Source organism: Fibrobacter sp. UWB1, assembly GCF_002210325.1.
GTDB lineage: Bacteria > Fibrobacterota > Fibrobacteria > Fibrobacterales > Fibrobacteraceae > Fibrobacter.
In genome coordinates, this window is record NZ_MWQL01000005.1 from 55291 (window position 1) to 74285 (window position 18995).

The window sequence follows — 18995 nt, forward strand, 5'->3', positions numbered from 1 at the left end:
TATAAAAAATCCCGTTAGAACAGCGTAATTCCGAAGCTTACGTAAGGCTGGAAATACGTGGTGTAATCCAACATGAATTCGTCGTTTTCGCGGAGTTCTCCGGTTTTACGCTCGAAATAGGTGTGGAAGTATTCGTGGTTGTTGCGGAAACCGCCCGACAAGAAGAACCCGTGCCATGCGGTGCGTAGGCCTGCGCCGTAGGCGTAACCGTAAATAGCGGGCGAGGTGAACTTGGTGTCGTCGGCAAAGAAGGTCTTGCCGAATACGGCGCCGCCAAAGGCGTAAAGCTTGATCATGAATTGGTGCTTGTAGTTCATCACCAGCGGCAAGGCGAAATCGAAACCTAGCTGAAAAAGGGCTGTATGGATTTCATGACGGCCTTCGATGTCGCTGGAATCGAACGGGGCTTCAAAGAAATCGTCCCAGTCTTCGAGATCCCTGTAGGCGGCATCGATGTTTCTCGGCTTGTGGCTTATCCCTAGATACTGGTAGCCGGCCATCAGGTAAATGTCGAACCATTCCGTGAGAGGAAGGCTGCCCGAGGCGCCATAAATGTAGGTGTTGTCGACTGAGATGTCGTGTTTTCTCCCGTTTACTTTGTAGGAGTATTCTACGTTTTTCATCTTGACGTTGTTGAATTCGACATAGGGTCCGAATGATCCCCGGTCCTCGAATTCTCGGTTGTCGTTGCTGGTGGAGGCTGCCATGGAGGTGTCGATGACCACTCGGTCGGCAAAAGCGAGGGTGCAGAAAAGCAAAATCAGGGGGTAAATTCTCTTTCTCATGCCTTAAATATAAATGGTTGGTCTTGAGTTGAGAAAAAGGGCTGTGGAGGCGCGGGGAATATTTTGGTAAAAAAAAGTTGTAATTTGAGTTTTTTTGTGTTAATTGACCAAAAATTGTTTATTTTTTAGACCAAAAATAAGAAAAACCTCATTTGGAGCACAATTTTATGAAAAAGCAGTTGTTGGCCCTTTGCGCCGCCACTATGATGATGTCCATGACCGCTTGCGACAGCAAAATGGACCCGAATGATCCCCAGTCCGTGCGCAAGTACCTGACCAAACAGCAGATCCCCTTTACCCCGAACCAGTTCGTTTCTTACGCAGTGAACGGCGATACTGCCAAGATGACTCTCTTCTTGCAGGCTTCTTTCGAAATTGACGCTCCGGCCGACAACGGCAACAATGCCGTGGCTATCGCTGCCAACAAGGGCAATATGGTCGTGCTGAACTACTTGTTCGAACATGGTGCCAAGGCCGACGTGAAGAACGGCAACGGTGAAGCGGTGCTCGACAACGCCGTGATGATGGGCAACAAGGAAGTGGTGAACCGCCTCCTCGCTCAGCTCAAGGCCGAAGGTGCTGAATCCCAGACTCTCGGTACTGCAGTGCTTCTCGCCGCAAAGACCGGTAAGGTCGACATGCTCGAAGTGCTTGCTGATGCTGGTGCTCCGCTTGATTCCCGTAGCGCTGACGGTTACCTCCCGATTCACTGGACCGTCAAGAATGGTAACTATGACGCCATGATGTTCCTCATCAACAAGGGTGTCGATGTGAACGCCAAGTGCGGTCAGGGCTATTCTGTGCTCGACTGGGCTACCAACGAAGGCTATACCCGCTTGATCAAGGCCCTTAAGAAGGCCGGCGCCAAGAATACTCCGCAGTATTTCAAGGATTCCAAGAAGTAACGTCTTCGACTCAGTTGGTAGAACTTAGTCCGCTGCGCTTGTAGAACTTAGACGATTTCAATATTTGATAATTCTAAGCTCTAAGTTCTTGCAACTAAGTTCTAATGCTCGTTTTTCAACTTATTTTGAAAGAAGCCGTGGTCTAGTGACCGCGGTTCTTTGTATTTTTTCGCATATGAAATTTCATTTACTCACCAAGATATTCCTTTGCTTGAGCCTTGCGGGTGTTTTTTCGCAGGCGCAGGAAACGGTAGAAAGTGTCCGTCGCCAGATTAAGGCGGTGGAGGCCGAAACAGCCCGCGAAAAATCGCTCCATGATGCCGAAAAGAAACGTCACGCCGAATTTATCGAGGTCGGACGCAAAAAGGTTCAGGCGCTCGCGACACAGAACAAGACACTGAAGGCCGAAATCGATTCCCTGAAGGCTGAACTCCAGAATTTGGCAAGTGTACGTCAAAAATCCTTGGGTACGATCAAGTACTTCGAGAACCGTAAGGCGAAATATGCCGAATCCTTGGCCTTGGTGATTGATTCCTTGGTGCCTGTATTTGAATCGGATTTCCCGTACCGCAACGAAGAAACAATCAAGAGCGTACAAGAAATTGCGGGCCAGCTCCATAAGGGCTTGATTGAAGCGGACGACGGTCTCAATCGCATGCTCGAAGTCTTTTACGACCGCATTCGCCTGGGGTACACGACCGAAGTGTACAAGGGATTCCTGCAGGTGGATGCCCGCAGTGTTCCGGGAACATTCTTGCGTTACGGTGCAGTCGCCTCGGTATTCGTGAGCAACGACGGTAACGACGTGCTGTGGCTAACCCGGACGGCCGATGGCGGTTATGTCTGGAATAACGTGTCCGATGACCTTACCATGCGTACGGTATTGAAAGATGTGATGAAGGTGGCCGAAGGCAAGACTGCTCCGAGACTTGTCACGATTCCTGTGGTGATTCCGAAGGAGGGCAAGTAGATGAAAATTCAGAATTCAGAATTCGGAATGAGGAATGCGAAAGGTGGAATGGTGCTGTGTCATCCTGAGTCCTTCGGCTCCGCTCAGGATAAACTCCGCGCGAAGCGCGAAGTCGAAGGATCTAGAACTCGAATTTTACTTCCGTTATTAGTTGCAGCTTTTGCTCTTCTCGCGCCTCTTTCCTTTGCGCAGCAGAACTCCGATATCGATGCTGTAAAGCAGCGCGCCGCATTGAACAGTGCAAAGGCTGATTTGGAAGAAGCGCGCAAAAAGCGCGATATGGCTGTTGCTGCCCGCTGGAAGGACCGTGAAACCGCCAACCAGGAACGCGAACTTTTTAACGAAAAGTACAACGAAAGCAAAGAAAAAGTCGACGCCTTGATGTCGGAACGTGCACGCCTGTTCGAAGACGTGCGTGTTGCCCGCGAAGACTTGGCCCAGGTCAAGCTGCAGGCCGAAAAAGCCCGCGCCGAGTATCTGTCGCTTGCTGCTGGTCCCGAACGCTTGGAAACGCTTGCAAAGTTCAGCGAACAGGGTATCCCGTTCAAGATTGCTGAACGTGTGGAAGTGCAGAACAAAGTGAAAAAGGAAATGGGCCTATACAGGGATGACCCTGTGCGTATTGCCCAGTCGATCTTGAATGCTGCAAAGAATGAACTTGATTTTACTCGCGAAATCCAGGTAGAAAAGGCGGAACTCGTTTTTGGAAATGCCGTCGCTCAGGGTGACCGCATGCGCCTGGGAGGCCTCTTTGCCATGCAGATGGCAAATGCAGTTGATATCAACGGGTATCATCCGGCAGCATTGATGCTTCCGGTGGCTGGCGAAAAGAAGCGTGTTTATAGCTGGCAAGAAAACCTGACTCCCGATACGAAGAGCGACATAAGCAAGGTCTTTGCTGCGGCAAATGATTCTGCCTACGTGATGGTGCCGGTAGATGTGCTCCTCAGTACCGAGCTTTCGTCTGAAATGGCGAACCATCAGGAAACCACCTGGAAAGACGACTTGAGAGAATTCTTCAAGAATGGTGGTTTGCTGATGTACCCGCTGACAGTGCTCTTTGCGCTGGGCCTCTTGATTGCCTTGTGGCGATTTATATGGCTTTCGGTCAAGGGCTTTGGCCGTCTTTCGGCCCGTCGCGTTGTCAATGCATTGAAGGCAGGCGATATCGAAGGTGCCCGTAAACTTTCCGCAAAGACGCATGGCGAAGTCGGTCGTGTGCTCAAGACGGTGCTGACCAAGAATTACAAGGACCGCGAAAGTGCAGAACGCGCCCTCGAAGAACTTTTCTCTGCCGAAGTTCCCAAGCTCGACTTTGGTCTGAACTGGATTTCCGTATTTGCGGCTGTCGCCCCGTTGCTCGGCCTTTTGGGTACGGTGATGGGTATGATCGAACTCTTCGACGTGATTACCATGCACGGTACCTCTGACCCGAAACTTTTGGCGGGCGGTATTTCGATTGCCCTTGTCACGACAGAAACGGGCTTAATTGTCGCCATTCCCTTGCAGCTGATTCACACGTTCCTGGTGAACCGTTCCGAAGCCTTGCGCGGTCGTATGGAAAAGGCCGGCCTTGCCGTGTTGAATGCCCTTTGGATTAAGGAAAAGTAGTGCCGCCGGTAGACCAAAATTCCGTACTTGAAGCAGCGATGTCCATCCTCTTTAGAGGTGGCTGGGTGCTTGCCCCGATCTTTGTGTTGGGGTGGTTCGGCTGGTTTTTGATGCTCGAACGATACGCCTATTACTTTATGCTGAGGGGCGGTTCCGTAAACAGTGTTGATGGCGGATTTTGGAAGAATCTTGAAAAGAGGGGTGAAGACTTTGCGTTTGAAAAACTTTCGCGCCATCGTTTTGGATACTTCTATGCGCTAGCCCGCGATGTCCGCAATTACCGTGACCAGGGGCCTGTCGCCGTGCGCAACGCCATGGAAGAAACGCGCCACCGTATATCGCTGAACTTGTCCCGTTCGCTCAAGACGATTTCGACTTGTGCAGCCCTTTCTCCGATGCTTGGCCTGCTGGGTACGGTTTCGGGCATGGTGCATACGTTTGAAAACATCAAGCTGTTCGGTTTCGGAAACCCGGTGCTTATTGCCGACGGCATTTCTGAAGCGCTTTTGACGACCCAGGCGGGGCTCTTGATGTCGTTCCCACTGATGCTTGCCTATAATTTTTTGGCGGGCCGTGTCGAAAAAATCGAGGAACTGGCCTGGAGCGAAGCGCTCAAGTACGAAAGCTACGTTTTTAAAGAAGGAAAGTTTGAGGTCAAATAATGAGTTTTATTCGTAAAAGAGTTCATGATACAGGAAAGATTGACGTGTCGCCGATGCTCGACTGCGTCTTTATCCTGCTTATCTTCTTTATTGTGACGTCGACTTTCACGCGTGAAACGGGTGTGGACGTTACCAAGCCCAAGGCAAGTTCTGCAAAGGACTTGGCCAAGGAAAGCATTTTGATTGGTGTGACGCGCCAGGGTACGATTCACATTAACGAAACGCAGGTGAATCTGTCGACGCTTAACACGGTGCTCCGCCAGATGATGGCCGAAGCCCCTGACCGCCCGGTGATTATCGTGAGCGACCGAGATGCCCCCAACGGCGTGGTGGTGGATATTCTTGACGAATGCAACCTCGCCAAAGTCCGCAAAGTTTCTATCTCGGCGAATAAGGAGGAGTAAGAGGAACTCAGCACGCTCGTTTCACTCGCTTTGAGCGATGAGATCGCCTTGCAAGCAAGGCTCTGGGCTAAAGATGGCGCCAATGGCGCGATACTGAAAGCTCAAAGGACCGTAGGTCCGTGCTCATACCTCAAAGGGCGAAATCCGACCCCATACCTCGTAGTCTTATGATTGATTTCCTCGCAAAATATTTCCGATTCCCGGTGGCGTTCGTTCTCTCCTTTGTGTTGAGTGCGGTGTTTTTCCTTGCGATTCCGGTAATCAACGCCTTGATGTCGGATAAAGGAGTCAAGGGTGAAAAGGAACTTGAAGCGGTCACCGAAGTCGAGGTCCTGGTGAGCGAGAAGAAGCCTGAAGTCAAGCAGAAGGTGATTCGTACGATTGTGAATCCGAACCCGTTCAAGATTTCAGCCAACATGGGAGTGTCCCGTAGCCAGAATTTCCAGATGGACTTGTCGCTTGCCCGCGGTGCCGCTGGCGATGGCGTGGCTGTGGGGACGGGCTCCATGGAAAACGTGGTGTACGAGGCTGGCGAAGTGGACGAACAGGCTCAAGTTTTGCGTGAAATCCAGCCCAAGTTCCCCGAAAAGGCAAAACGCATGGGCGTTTCGGGTTACGTGAAAGTATTAATTGTGATCGATGTGTATGGCGACGTGGCGCAGGCCCAGGTGTTAACGCAGGACCCGCCCGGCTATGGATTTGATAACGAAGCCTTGAAGGCTGTAAGACAGTGGAAGTTTAGCCCGGCGCAGTTGGGCGGATTCCCCGTGGCACAAAAAGCCACAAAGGAGTTCCGCTTTGTTAACTAGGTTTCGAGGTATGAGGTGTGAGGTCGCCATGCAGAAGCATGGCTCTGAGCTAAAATTTGGCAGCGAAGCTACGATTAAAAAAGCTCAAACCTCAAAGCGAAGCGTGCTCAAAGCGAGCTTGCTCGCGACCTCATTGCTACTGTTCTTTTGGGTTGTTCCTCTCCATGCTGCCGAAGATTACTTCTTCAAGGCGAATGAGCTTTACGACCAGGGAAAGTTCAAGGAAGCGGTGCCGCTGTACCGTGCGGCCATTGACGAAGGTCGATACGAGCCTTTTGCCTGGTTCAACTTGGGCAATGCCATGGTGCAACTGGACCGTAAGCAGGTGGCGATGGTGGCTTACAAACGTACCGTAGAACTTTTGCCGAATTTTGAAAAGGCCTGGATGCTCCTCGGAGACCTTTACTACTTGGGTGGAGACGTGGGCGAAGCCATTGCGGCTTACAATCGCGCCGTAGAACTTGGCGTAGAATCGGACCATGTGCATTTTGCCTTGGCGGAATGCTACTTGAAGGGCCGCGACTGGACCCTTGCCCAGAAGAATTTTGAACGCGCCTTGCAGCTGAACCCCGACCGTATGGACGCATGGTATGGTTTAGCCGAAGTCTATGAAAAGCTGGGCGACTATGAATATGCCATCAAGACGCTTCAGAATGCATTGCAGATGACGGCTACCGCAGGTGCCGATGTACACTTTACCATGGCCTATTACTACCGCAGCATGGATTCTACGCGGCAGTCCTTGAACGAAATGGAAAACGGAATCCTGATGGATCCGGAAAACGTTTCGGCCCGCCGTTACCTGGCGCAGATGTACGTGCAGAACAATTCCCCGTGGATGGCAATCTTCACGCTGGAAGAAGGCTTGCGGCACAACAAGGGCAAGGCGGACTTGAACCTTGATTTAGGGCAGATTTACTTTACCCAGAAACGCTACGACGAAGCGTTTGATTGCTACATGAAGGCTTGGCTTGCGGGCAATTCTCAGGGACGCATCGGTGCCGAAAACGTAGGCCACGTATTCTCGAATGCAGGCGATACCGAAAAGGCCGAAAGCCTGTACAAGCGCATTCGCGAGAAAAAATAGATTCTTCGTGGTGTAGCGCTTGCTTCTACTTATTGTCATATATGCGGCTTTTATTGGCTTAGGTCTCCCTGATACGGTGCTTGGGGCGGCATGGCCCTTGATGCAACGTGACTTGATGGCGCCCCTTTCGGCGGCAGGGCTTTTGTCGATTATCGTAAGTGCGGGAACGATTGTTTCTAGCTTGTGGACTCCGGCACTCCTTCGCCTGATGGGTACAGGCAAGCTTGTCTTTATAAGCATTGCGCTTACAGCGGTGGCTTCGTTTGGTTACGGCATTTCGAATTCTTTTGCGATGATGTGCCTGTTTGCGATTCCCATGGGAATCGGGGCGGGCGCAATCGATGTCGCGATGAACAATTTTGCGGCGATTTACTTGGAGTCGAAACACACGAGTTGGCTGCATGCCAGCTGGGGCGTGGGCGCATGCCTTGGTCCTGCCTTGTTTTCGATTTCGGTGGTGATGGGTGTCGGCTGGCGTGGCGCTTACGATATGGTCGCCTTGTTGCTTGCGCTGATAGCCGTGGTGATGCTTATAACGCTCCCGATTTGGAAGAAGACGGAGAAACGCGACGCCTCGCAACAGGAGTCTGCGGTAAAAGATATTTCGCTGCGGGCGGCCCTCAAGGTGCCCGGAATGAAGCTTTCTTTTTGGGTGTTTTTCTTTTATTCGTCGCTTGAAATTTCTACGAGCCTTTGGTGCGGTACTTACCTGGTGGCCCGCGGCTTCGAGCCTGAAATCGGGGCGATTGCGGTCTCGCTCATGTTTGCATCGGTCATGGTCGGGCGCATTTTGAGTGGATTTTTTGCAATCAAGTTTACGGATATGCGCTTGGTGCATGCGGGTATTGCGATTGTGGTGCTTGGTTGCCTGGTGCTAGTGCTGCCTTTGCCGCTTTGGTTTACGCCGGTGTGTATTTGCCTGCTTGGGCTCGGTTGCGCTCCTGTATATCCGTCGCTGATTCACGCGACTCCAGCACGATTTGGCGAAGAACTTTCGGGCCGTGCCATCAGTATTCAAATGGCTGGTTCTTATGTGGGCTCTATTCTGATGCCGCCCGCATTTGGCCTTGTGGCGAGCAAGACATCGGTGATTGTGTGGCCGGTGGCGCTTGCCGTATTTGTGGGTTGCCTGTTATTGTGCGTATGCTTGCTCGATTACGTAACGCGGAAAAAGTTGCACAATGCTTTTGCGACCGAGCGAATCAAGGACATATTGCACCAAGTGGAAACGATGGCGGAACTACGCCGGAAACTCCGTAAGGAACGCCGCCGCGAACGCCGTAAAAACAAGCTGAAACAAGCGCGAATCAAACGGAAGCTGGACCGGCAATAAGTGGGGGACGGTTCTTTTTTCTACATTTGGTTTCATGGCAAAGAAGAAAAAAGTATGGAAATCTCCGGCCATGGCGCAGGCCATGCGCAGCAAAGAAGACAAACTCCGTGATACGCTCACTCAGATTGTAAGCGGACAGAGCAGACTTTTAAATCGCCCCGAAGACTTGTACGAGGCGATTGCAAACGGCATTGACGATATCGAAAACTTCAAGGATCCCAAAGACCAGCTGGAACTTTTGGCCTGGACGTTGCGAGCCGACTTTATTTCGTTCAAGGCCGACACCGACGAAGAAAAGGAATACTGGGACAACCTCTTTTACGATGCCGGAACGTTCTTTGTGGAACTCGCATCGCAGTATACCGACAAGGATTATGTTGCAGACTTGGTTCATGACCTTGCCATGCGCCATGTGGGTGGTGAAGGCCGCTCGGTGGTGTTCCTGAGCGTCGAAGAAATTTTGCCCAAGGAACGCGCACAGGCTTTGCTCGAAGAATTGATCAACAAGGTCACCGAAGTCGACCAGGGCAACCGCGAAGACATTCTGGATGCCATTTGCGATATGGCCGATTCTATCAAGGATGCCGCGAACTTTGCGAAGGCCGCCCTCCTGAAGGATCCGGACAAGAGCAACGCCACGCTTATTGATATTGCTAATGCCCAGTTTATGGCAGGGAATATTGAACTTGCTAAGCAGTGGCTCGGCGATGTCCGTAACCCCGGCTCCGAAGACGAAGAAGCGTACCTGGATTTGCAGGCCGCTATTGCCGACAAGGAAGGTCGCAAGTCCGACTGCATCAAGATTGCCCGCACTTTGTACGAAACCTTCCCGAAGGTGATGAACCTCGGGCGTTTGGCCGCATTCTTGCCCGAAGCGGAAGCCGACCGCGTGCTTAAGGAGCATGAACAGTTCCGTAACGGCAATACGGCGAATCTTGAATTTATGCAGTTGCTCGCTGGCATGAAGCGTTACGAGCAGCTTTCGGGCTACGTGGACCGCTACGAAAAGGATTTGACGACGCTCGATGCCGAAGAACTGACTGAACTTGCCGATGCAATTGAAAAGGACGGCCAGAAGGCTCTTGCCGACCACATTCGCGACTGGATTGTGGAAGAACCCGAAGATGCCCAAGCCTTTGATGACAAGGATTAATTTTTGATGGCGAATTTTGGTCATGTTTACTTGATTGGTGCAGGCCCCGGCGATCCGGGTCTTTTGACCCTTCGTGGAAAAGATATCCTTGAAAAAGCCGATGTGGTGGTGTACGACCGCTTGGTTTCTCCGGCGATTCTTGGAATGTGCAATTCAAAGGCGAAGATGGTTGACGTGGGCAAAATGCCCACGCACCACAAGGTGAAACAGTCCGAAATCAACAAGCTTCTGGTGCAGTATGCGCAGGAATACCCGCAGGGTGTTATTGCCCGCCTCAAGGGCGGTGACCCGTTCGTGTTCGGGCGCGGCGGTGAAGAAGCGTTGGAACTGGTGGCGGCCGGTGTCGAATTCGATGTGGTGCCAGGCATTACCTCGGCAATTTCCGTGCCGGCTTACGCGGGCATTCCCGTGAGCCACCGCGGCATCGCGACGAGTTTCCATATCATTACCGGGCACGAAAAAGCCGAATCGAACGGAGAACTTTCGCTCGATTTTGAAAATCTCGCGAAGTGCCCCGGCACGCTCATTTTCTTGATGGGTATTGCCAACATGGATTTCATTGCCAAGCGCCTCATTGAATGTGGCAAGGACCCGAAAACTCCGCTTGCCTTTATCGAAAAGGGCACGACTCCGTACCAGCGTACTGTTATGGCGACGCTTGAAACGGCGGGGGAGACGATTGCCCGTGAAAATGTGACCGCACCTGCGATTACGATTATGGGCGGCGTCGTGGAACTCGGGCAAACTCTTGCCTGGAAAAAGAATTTGCCGCTTTCGGGCAAGCGCCTGGTGGTGACTCGCGCTGCAAAGCAGGCCAGCGGGATTTCCGCCCGACTCTCGGCTCTAGGCGCCGAAGTCATCGAGACTCCGATGATCGAAACTCGAACTTTGGAATGTCCACTTGTCATGGCGCAAGCGCATGACAGCATCGGCTCGGCAATGCCTGTCTGTGAACAGCCTGTCACTGCACTCGCCTCGCATGTCATTGCGAGCCCCGAAGGGGCGTGGCAATCCAGTCCTGTAGATTTTAACACTCTCGCGAATTTCGATATCCTCGCTTTCACCAGCACGAACGGCGTGGAAAGTTTCTTCAAGCAGTTGTTCGCTGCCGGTTACGATGTGCGCGTGCTTGCAGGCAAGAAAATTGCGAGCGTGGGCAAAATTACCGAAAAGAAGCTGCTCGAATACGGCATTCGCTGCGACTACGTGCCCGAAGACCATACCGGCGAAGGATTAGGTCGTTTGTTACGAGATGTGGTTAACAAGGAGGAACGTGTCATCCTGAGCGGAGAGCGTAGCTCGGAGTCGAAGGATCTCATTGAATCCCGCATTCTCCTCCTTCAGGGTAATCTCGCCGACGATACTTTGCTGAATCTTTTGCCGCAGGCGACCCGATGGGTTGTTTATGAAACGCTCCCGGTGTCGGAATTGCCCGATTGGAAGCGTGAAGCCGTCGAGAACGCCGATGCCGTCGTATTCGCCAGTACCAGCGCCGTAGAGAACTTTGTCAAACTTATGTCTCAAGGCACCGCAGGAGTGCTCCCATACCTCAAAGCGACCAACGGGAGCGCCCCCATACCCCATACCTCCTTTTGCATCGGTCGCATGACGGAATCTGCCGCAAAAAGTCACGGCTTTAATACCGTCACCTCCGACGAGACGACCATGGATTCCCTCGTGAAAAAGATTGTAGAATTTTACACTAAAAATTCCTAGTCACTGTCTACTTCCCACTGTCTACTGCGAACTACTATGAAAGCTATTCTGATTATCGCGCATCACTGCATTTTGCCGGGGGCCTACAAGGGCTTCGAAGGTATTTTGGACAAGCTTCATCATGATTTGCCCGGTACGCGCGTGGCAAGTACGAGCCTGTTGGATTTGGAAAATGACTTGCGCACGCTCCTCCGCGAGGATGTGGAATCGGTGACGCTCCTGCCGTTCCTCTTGTTGAACGGTCAGCATTCAAAAAATGACGTGCCGCGCGTGGTCGCGAAGCTGCAGGCTGAATTCCCGCAGATTCCGATTACGCTGATGCCTTGCCTCGGTGACTGGAAAGAATTTGCAAGCATGGTCGTCGCCGGCGTTCGAAATGCACAGAATAAACTTTCTCAAAGCGCCTCGGGCGCGACCTCACACCCCAAAGCTCCGCAGGAGCGTGCCCACACTTCAAACCTCTTCTCCATCGAATTAAATCTCGAAGGCCGTAATGTGCTGGTAGTAGGTGGTGGCCGCATTGCTCTCCGTAAGGTAAAGACGCTTTTGCCGACGGGTGCCCGCATCACTGTTGTAGCCCCGCAGTTCGACCCGGAATTCGAGAATCTCTCCTCAAAGGGCGAAGCCCGACCTCATACCTCACACCTCATAACCCTAAAAAACCGTCCTTACGAACCGCTTGACCTCCGCGGCATCTTCATGGTCTTTATCTGCACCGACAAACCTGACGTCAATGCGCTGGTGTCTAACGATGCCCGGGCCCGTCGCATTTTGGTGAACAATGCCTGCGATTATCTCGACGGTGACTTTATTGTGCCCGCCCGCATGGATTTCGGTGAAAATATCGCCGTAACGGTCTCCACGCAGGGCCGTGCTCCGTCGCTTGCCAAGAAACTCAAGCAGAAAATCCAGACCGAATGGGCCGAAGGCCTTGAACAGGTCGAACGCGATTTTTTACATTAAATAATAATCATTCCACATCTCACATTTCACACTTGATATGATTATCCGTCCTCGTCGTTTACGCAAGAATGCAACTATCCGCAACATGGTGGCAGAAACCGCCGTGAATCCCGATTCCCTCGTTTACCCGATGTTCGTGGTCGAAGGGGAGAATGTCAAAGAAGAAATTCCTTCGATGCCGAACCAGTACCGCTTTAGCATCGATGAAATCTTGAAGGAACTGGAAAGCTGCGTGGCAGTGGGCGTCAAGTCCATTTTGCTTTTTGGCATTCCTAGCTACAAGGACGAAATGGCAACGTCTGCTTATGACGATGACGGAATCGTGCAACGTGCGGTTCGCTCGATCAAGGCGAAGTTCCCGGATTTATATGTAATTACCGATGTGTGCCTTTGCGAATACATGAGCCATGGTCACTGCGGAATTGTCAAGGACGATGGCGATGTCGATAACGATCCGACGCTTGAACTTTTGGCAAAGACGGCGCTTTCGCACGCCGAAGCCGGTGCCGACATGGTAGCGCCCTCCGATATGATGGATGGTCGCGTGGCTGCAATCCGTGCAAAGCTTGATGAAAACGGATACCAGAATTTGCCGATTATGGCATACAGTGCCAAGTTTGCAAGTGCTTACTACGGCCCGTTCCGCGATGCGGCGGATTCCGCACCGCATTTTGGTGACCGCAAGAGTTACCAAATGGATGTTCGCAATGGTCGCGAGGCCTTGCATGAGGTAGAACTCGATTTGGAAGAAGGTGCGGACATTGTAATGGTCAAGCCTGGGCTTGCCTTCCTCGATGTCTTGCGCGAAACGGCTGAATTGAGCAATGTGCCTGTGGCCGTTTATAATGTCAGTGGCGAGTATTCCATGGTGAAGGCCGCTGCTCAACAGGGGTGGATCAATGAAGAGGCGATTATCCGCGAAAACTTGATTGCCTTCAAGCGTGCCGGTGCCGACATCATTATTACCTACCACGCCAAGGAAGCCCTGGAAAAAGGTTTGGTATGAACCATTCTTTAAGCGAAAAACTTTTTGCAGAAGCCAAGGGCCTGATGCCCGGTGGCGTGAATAGTCCTGTACGTGCCTACGGCAATGTGGGCGCAACCCCTCCGTTTATCAAGCGTGCCAAGGGCAGCCACATTTACGATGTCGATGGCAACGATTACATTGATTACGTGGGCAGCTGGGGTCCCATGCTTTTGGGACATGCTCACGATGCCGTGATTAAGGCGGTGGCCGAAACGGCTCAGAATGGTCTCAGTTTTGGCGCTCCCTGCGGACTGGAATCGGAACTTGCGAAACTTGTGATGGAGCTTGTGCCGAGTGTCGAGATGATTCGCATGGTGAACAGCGGTACCGAAGCGACCATGAGTGCGATTCGTGCGGCGCGTGGTTTCACGGGCCGCGATAAGATTGTCAAGTTTGAAGGTTGTTACCATGGCCATAGCGATAGCTTGCTGATTAAGGCGGGCTCGGGGATGCTTACCACCGGTAAGCCGAGCAGCAAAGGCGTGCCGGCGGACCTCGCTAAATACACGCTGACGCTCTCGTACAATGACGTGGCCGGCGTCCGTGAATTGTTCGATAAAATTGGTGACGAAATTGCGGGCGTCATTGTAGAACCCGTGGCCGGCAATATGGGCGTGGTGCCCGCGAAACCGGAATTCTTGCATGCGCTCTCCGAAGAAACCAAGAAACATGGCGCACTCTTGATTGTAGACGAAGTCATGACCGGTTTCCGCGTAGACATTCACTGCGCACAGGGCTTGTACGGCATCAAACCGGACCTGACGACTTTTGGTAAGATTATCGGTGGCGGCATGCCGGTGGGCGCTTATGGTGGTCGCTTGGATGTCATGCAGCAGATTGCGCCGCTCGGCGGAATTTACCAGGCGGGAACCCTGTCGGGTAACCCGGTGGCGATGGCCTCGGGCCTTGCCACGATGCGTGAACTGAAGGCTCACCCCGAATACTATGTGCACGCCGAAGCAATGACAAAGCGCCTGATTGAAGGACTTAAAGACGCCGCGAAGTCGGCGGGAATTCCGCTTGCGACAAACCAGGTGGGCTCCATGGGTTGCATCTTCTTTACGGAAGGCCCGGTCACGTGCTTTGCCGACGTGCAGAAGTCTGACTTGGATTTGTTCCGCCGCTACTTCCTTGGAATGCTCGACGAAGGCATTTACCTTGCCCCGAGCCAGTTCGAGGCAATCTTTGTGAGTGCGGCCCATACCGAAGCTGACATTGACCGCACCGTTGAAGTCGCTAAGAAAGTATTCAAAACTCTATAACAACGTCATTGCGAGGAGCCGTAGGCGACGAAGCAATCCATGGATGAAATTAATGAGGATTTAAATGATTGTATCTTGGATGACCACCAACAAGTGTAACCTGACCTGTAAGCACTGCTACCAGGACGCGGGCGAAAACAAGGCTGCCGAACTCACGACGCCGGAGGCCCTCAAGCTGATTGACGAAATCGCGAAGGCGGGATTCAAGATTATGATCTTTAGTGGCGGCGAGCCCATGACCCGCCCGGATATTGTGGAACTGGTCGCGCATGCCTCGAGCAAGGGGCTTCGCCCGGTGTTCGGTACCAACGGTACGCTCATTACGCACGACCTGGCTTTTGAACTCAAGAAGGTCGGTGCGATGGCCATGGGCATCAGCATCGACAGTATCGACCCTAAGCGCCATAACGACTTTCGCGGGCTCCCGAACGCCTTTGAACTCACGATGATGGGCATCGAGAACTGCAAGGCGGCGGGCCTCCCGTTCCAGATTCACACGACGATTATGGACTGGAACCAGAGCGAGATTTTTGACATCATGGACTGGGTCAAGGAAATTGGCGCGGTGAACCACCAGATTTTCTTCCTGATTCCCGTGGGACGCGGCAAGGAAATCGAAGGGCACGCGCTCCGCGTTGCTGAATACGAGGGTCTGCTCCGCAAGATTATGGAAAAGAGCCGCACGCTCGGTATCCCCGTGAAGCCGACCTGCGCCCCGCAGTTCCTGCGCATCGCAGACCAATTGGACATCAAGACACGTTACAGCCGTGGATGCCTCGCCGGTATCGACTACTGCATCGTAAGCCCCATCGGTAAGGTGCGCCCCTGCGCCTACATGATGGAAGAAGCGGGTGATGTTCACGATACGCCGTTCGACGAAATCTGGGCGAACGCCGAGGTGTTCAAGAAACTCCGCACCAAGGCGTACTCCGGTGCCTGCGGCAAGTGCAAGTTCAATGACCGCTGCGGCGGTTGCCGCGCCCGCGCCGCTTACTATCATGACGGCGACTACATGCAGGAAGACTCCTACTGCGCCTACGGGAGAGGGATTAAGTAAACAGTGTGCGATGTGAAATGTGTGATGTGGAATGATTGATATCTAATTTCACACTTCACATTACACACTACACATTGTGGCGTAGTTACATAAACCACAAAACACGAATCACGTCAACATGGATAATACGAACGAAGACGAACGTTATATGCGCATGGCGCTACGTGAGGCCGAAAAGGCTTTCGATGAGAAGGAAATTCCCATCGGTTGCGTTATCGTGAAAGATGGGGTAGTCATCGGTAAAGGGCATAACCAGATCGAGATGCTCAAGGACGCTACGGCCCACGCCGAAATCTTGTCCATCGGGACTGCCGCGAGCAGCCTTGAAAATTGGCGTCTGGACGGTTGTACTTTGTATGTAACGCTGGAGCCTTGCCCCATGTGTGCAGGCGCCATTTTGAACAGCCGAATCAGCCGTGTGGTCTACGGCTCTCCGGATACCCGCTTTGGCGGTTGCGGCACGACTATCGACGTAATCTCGAACAACGCCCTCAAGCGCGAGGTCGAAGTTGTGGGCGGAGTGCTCGCCGACGAATGTCTAGGCCTTTTGAAGGCCTTTTTCCAGAAAATGCGCCTTGAAAAAGGCGATAGCGGCAACAAAGGGGAAAATTAATTCAGAATTCAGATTTGTGAATTCGGAATTATTTTAACCCAGAACCTTGTTTTTCGGATTGTTTTGGAACTTGAACTCCAGATTCCGAAATCCTAGTTGTTTTAACTCTGAAATCCGAATTCTGAATTCCGAATTACTATATTCATAGTATGAATTTCTTAAAGCTTTTTACGAGCGCTAGCGCTCTTTTTGTCCTTTGTGCTTGCGACGGGAACGAATTTACTCTCTCGTTCAACACTCATAATGCTCCACAGCAGACCTATTTCCTCGAATCTTCCTTGAACGCGATCCTTCCGACGACAGATTCTGTGTCCGGAACGCCCGAAGCGATGAATACGCACCTCAATGTCCGTGCGACCAATTCGCTTTTGACCGCGTACGATGATGGTTCTGCCAAGTTCCAGCTCAAAATCGACTCTGTGGACTACAAGTCCGACAAACGTACGGTCGAAGAATTCAGCAGCATGGAACGCTACATGTCTACCGAACATTTCCAGTTCAAAATGGCTAAAGATGGCGATATCCGCGATGCAGTCATTGAAGATTCCGTGATGCTCGGGACAGAGGCCTTGGACCTTATCCGTATTTTCCTCAAGGTGCAGCCGCTTTTGCCAGGCAAGCCGGTCAAGCTTGGCGAAACTTGGGACCGCCAGGTTGAAATACCGGGTACGTCTAAAAAGACGATGGTCTACAAGTCCTTTACGCTCGAAGACCATTACGTTCATGATGGTGTCCAGATGGCCAAGATTGGCATGAACATCAAGTACAAGGAACTTGCTGATTCGACCTCTGACTTGCGCATGGAAAGCAAGGGCTTTATCGTGGGTACAGGTACAATCCTGTTCGATATGACGCATGGTGCAATTTCGAGTGTGAAAATGGAATTGTCTGGCGACCTGAGCGTTAACGACATTGTCGCTGACAACGTGATTCCCGATATGCATGTGATTCAGAAAATCAAGCTGAGGAGTGAATTTTGATTTTAGGCATTAAAAAATGGTCGGGGGTAGCCTTAACGTCGCTTTTGTTTGCCTGTGTCGCGGTGGCAGGGGAGATGCCCTTTCCGCCAATTGAAAATGGCAAGGTAAAACTAGTGGTGGCGGATAGCCCTTACTTGTTGGAACAGGGGGCTGTTTTCTCTGCAAAAGATACCCTGGAAATTGAACCGGGTGTTACGGTCTTGATGGGTGAATACGCAAAGCTCATGTTCCGTGGATCGGTAAAGATTATCGGTACCGATGCTGCTCCCGTGGTCTTCAAAAGCGCCGATTCCGTCAAGAGTTGGAACGGTGTTCATTTTGTATCGGCCAACCGTCCGTTTGAAATCAAGAACTTGATTATTGAAAATGCCTTCCGCAATACGGTATTCCGTTCCAAGGGTATTTTTGAAAACGTGAAGTTCGTGAACAACTACTACGGCCTCTGGATTGACGATGTGCCCGAAGTTTTCTTGGCTCGTTGTGAATTCGTGCGCAACCGTTTCGCACTTTCGATTCGTGCGGGGCAGGTTGTCTCTGCCGATACCAAGATCAGCGACAACGTTTACGGCCTTTATCTTGAACCCGGTGGAAAGTTTGATGGCGACAAGAGCTTGATCAAGGATAACCTTGAAGCTGACGTGCGCAATGAAGCAGAAGAACTTGCCGCACAGGGCAAGCGTGTGAACAGGAATATTTGGCATCGTATAGAAACCGCTTTCTAAGAGGTTGATTTAAGTGCAAGAAGCTTTTCGCAGGTCCATACGCAAGATGACGGGCAATAGCGTCCGTCTATCGGTATGCCCAAACCGCTCGACGATGGTGGCGACACTTTCTCAGTCGATGATGGTGACCTGGTCGATTGTGTTGCATGAACACTTGGATGCGATGCTGAACGATCCTGCGGTAAACGTGGGGACGACGGAACTGATTTCTTACAGCGAAACGGCGTGGAAGTTAGCAGATTCCAGCTTCCCGCAGATCAAGGCCGATGCGAACAAACTCTACGACGAATTCCGTACCAAGTGGATGCAGCGCTTTTCAACAGACGAGGTGATGCGAATGCTCTTGGAAGGGGGCGACTTCCTGCATCACGACGAAGAAAAGGGCTGGGCGTTGACCGTCAAGAACAACAAGCAGGATATCAACGCTTTCTATTCGGCGACGATTCACCTGCTGGTAAGCGACGCCGAACCGTTGTTCGTCCGCATGCACGGGCGCGTGATGCAGTTGCAGGAAAAGTTGTGCAAGTATTGGTATTCCGAAAGCGCCGTGGATGCGGTTTCCAAACTGCTCCCCAGTTTGGAAGCGTCGCTCCGCGATAAAGAAAACTCCATGGTCGTTTCGCTGCGTAGTTCGTTGAACACGCTTGCCAAGAAACGTTTTGCCGCTGCCTTCAACACCAAGAATCCGCCGCATTACTACAGCTCGGCTGCTTCTTGTGCGCGTAACGTGGGCCGTTTCTGGAATCCGCATTACGCTTATGAAAACGGGTTTCTCGCCTTTACCGATGACTTTTGTGATTATGCCCGCGGGCTTACCCTTCAGATTATTGAATGGTACCAGAGCAAGTGGGCTTTGTTCTTGCGCGGATTCTCGCGCGGTCAATTGAATTTGTTTGAAACAACGGGCCCTTCGAGGTCCTAAAAGATGCAGGTATG

The 18995-nt window shown here is 51.9% G+C and carries 19 protein-coding genes; 18 read left to right on the forward strand and 1 reads right to left on the reverse strand.

What is annotated here, in order from left to right:
• Nucleotides 1–14: 14 nt before the first annotated feature.
• A complete protein-coding gene (locus B7988_RS05705) occupies nucleotides 15–785 on the reverse strand; it encodes a hypothetical protein (protein WP_088657169.1) in 771 nt (256 codons plus the stop codon).
• A gap of 167 nt (nucleotides 786–952) precedes the next feature.
• Here B7988_RS05705 and B7988_RS05710 point away from each other — a divergent pair, with 167 nt between their 5' ends.
• The 18 genes from B7988_RS05710 to B7988_RS05795 all read left to right on the forward strand — a co-directional run bounded on the left by B7988_RS05710 (nucleotide 953) and on the right by B7988_RS05795 (nucleotide 18981).
• Nucleotides 953–1690, forward strand: a complete 738-nt coding sequence (locus tag B7988_RS05710; RefSeq protein WP_073322138.1) for an ankyrin repeat domain-containing protein — start codon at nucleotides 953–955, stop codon at nucleotides 1688–1690.
• Between the two features lie 175 nt (nucleotides 1691–1865).
• The gene (locus B7988_RS05715; RefSeq protein ID WP_088657232.1) at nucleotides 1866–2660 is read left to right on the forward strand and encodes a DUF3450 family protein; all 795 of its coding nucleotides are present in this window, start codon (nucleotides 1866–1868) and stop codon (nucleotides 2658–2660) included.
• Nucleotides 2661–4271 (forward strand): MotA/TolQ/ExbB proton channel family protein, encoded by a 1611-nt coding sequence (locus B7988_RS05720; protein ID WP_249268868.1) that lies wholly within the window; start codon nucleotides 2661–2663, stop codon nucleotides 4269–4271.
• A 38-nt stretch (nucleotides 4272–4309) separates the two neighbouring features.
• Nucleotides 4310–4933 (forward strand): MotA/TolQ/ExbB proton channel family protein, encoded by a 624-nt coding sequence (locus B7988_RS05725; protein WP_088657170.1) that lies wholly within the window; start codon nucleotides 4310–4312, stop codon nucleotides 4931–4933.
• Nucleotides 4933–5337, forward strand: a complete 405-nt coding sequence (locus tag B7988_RS05730; RefSeq protein WP_088657171.1) for a biopolymer transporter ExbD — start codon at nucleotides 4933–4935, stop codon at nucleotides 5335–5337. The genes B7988_RS05725 and B7988_RS05730 overlap by 1 nt, the downstream gene beginning before the upstream one ends.
• Before the next feature lie 167 nt (nucleotides 5338–5504).
• A complete protein-coding gene (locus B7988_RS05735) occupies nucleotides 5505–6146 on the forward strand; it encodes an energy transducer TonB (protein ID WP_088657172.1) in 642 nt (213 codons plus the stop codon).
• Nucleotides 6147–6156: 10 nt separating this feature from the next.
• Nucleotides 6157–7233 (forward strand): tetratricopeptide repeat protein, encoded by a 1077-nt coding sequence (locus B7988_RS05740; RefSeq protein WP_249268869.1) that lies wholly within the window; start codon nucleotides 6157–6159, stop codon nucleotides 7231–7233.
• Between the two features lie 19 nt (nucleotides 7234–7252).
• A complete protein-coding gene (locus B7988_RS05745) occupies nucleotides 7253–8566 on the forward strand; it encodes an MFS transporter (protein WP_088657173.1) in 1314 nt (437 codons plus the stop codon).
• Nucleotides 8567–8600: 34 nt separating this feature from the next.
• Nucleotides 8601–9719, forward strand: coding sequence for a hypothetical protein (locus B7988_RS05750; RefSeq protein WP_088657174.1), 1119 nt, complete (start codon nucleotides 8601–8603; stop codon nucleotides 9717–9719).
• 6 nt (nucleotides 9720–9725) lie between these two features.
• Nucleotides 9726–11435: a uroporphyrinogen-III C-methyltransferase gene (gene cobA / locus B7988_RS05755; protein ID WP_088657175.1), complete on the forward strand. Its 1710-nt coding sequence runs from the start codon at nucleotides 9726–9728 to the stop codon at nucleotides 11433–11435.
• Between the two features lie 36 nt (nucleotides 11436–11471).
• Nucleotides 11472–12398: an NAD(P)-dependent oxidoreductase gene (locus B7988_RS05760; RefSeq protein WP_088657176.1), complete on the forward strand. Its 927-nt coding sequence runs from the start codon at nucleotides 11472–11474 to the stop codon at nucleotides 12396–12398.
• A gap of 37 nt (nucleotides 12399–12435) precedes the next feature.
• A complete protein-coding gene (gene hemB / locus B7988_RS05765) occupies nucleotides 12436–13404 on the forward strand; it encodes a porphobilinogen synthase (RefSeq protein ID WP_073322114.1) in 969 nt (322 codons plus the stop codon).
• The gene (hemL, locus tag B7988_RS05770; RefSeq protein WP_088657177.1) at nucleotides 13401–14687 is read left to right on the forward strand and encodes a glutamate-1-semialdehyde 2,1-aminomutase; all 1287 of its coding nucleotides are present in this window, start codon (nucleotides 13401–13403) and stop codon (nucleotides 14685–14687) included. Before hemB ends, hemL begins: the two co-directional genes overlap by 4 nt.
• A gap of 64 nt (nucleotides 14688–14751) precedes the next feature.
• Nucleotides 14752–15744 carry a putative heme d1 biosynthesis radical SAM protein NirJ2 gene (gene nirJ2 / locus B7988_RS05775; RefSeq protein WP_088657178.1) on the forward strand — a complete coding sequence of 331 codons (993 nt, stop codon included), beginning with the start codon at nucleotides 14752–14754 and terminating at the stop codon, nucleotides 15742–15744.
• Between the two features lie 118 nt (nucleotides 15745–15862).
• Nucleotides 15863–16357: a tRNA adenosine(34) deaminase TadA gene (gene tadA / locus B7988_RS05780; protein ID WP_088657179.1), complete on the forward strand. Its 495-nt coding sequence runs from the start codon at nucleotides 15863–15865 to the stop codon at nucleotides 16355–16357.
• A gap of 278 nt (nucleotides 16358–16635) precedes the next feature.
• The gene (locus B7988_RS05785; protein ID WP_249268870.1) at nucleotides 16636–17337 is read left to right on the forward strand and encodes a hypothetical protein; all 702 of its coding nucleotides are present in this window, start codon (nucleotides 16636–16638) and stop codon (nucleotides 17335–17337) included.
• A gap of 74 nt (nucleotides 17338–17411) precedes the next feature.
• Entirely contained in the window at nucleotides 17412–18059 is a 648-nt protein-coding gene (locus B7988_RS05790; RefSeq protein ID WP_249268871.1) for a hypothetical protein, read from the forward strand.
• A 13-nt stretch (nucleotides 18060–18072) separates the two neighbouring features.
• Nucleotides 18073–18981 (forward strand): hypothetical protein, encoded by a 909-nt coding sequence (locus B7988_RS05795; RefSeq protein WP_088657180.1) that lies wholly within the window; start codon nucleotides 18073–18075, stop codon nucleotides 18979–18981.
• The last annotated feature ends 14 nt before the right edge of the window (nucleotides 18982–18995 follow it).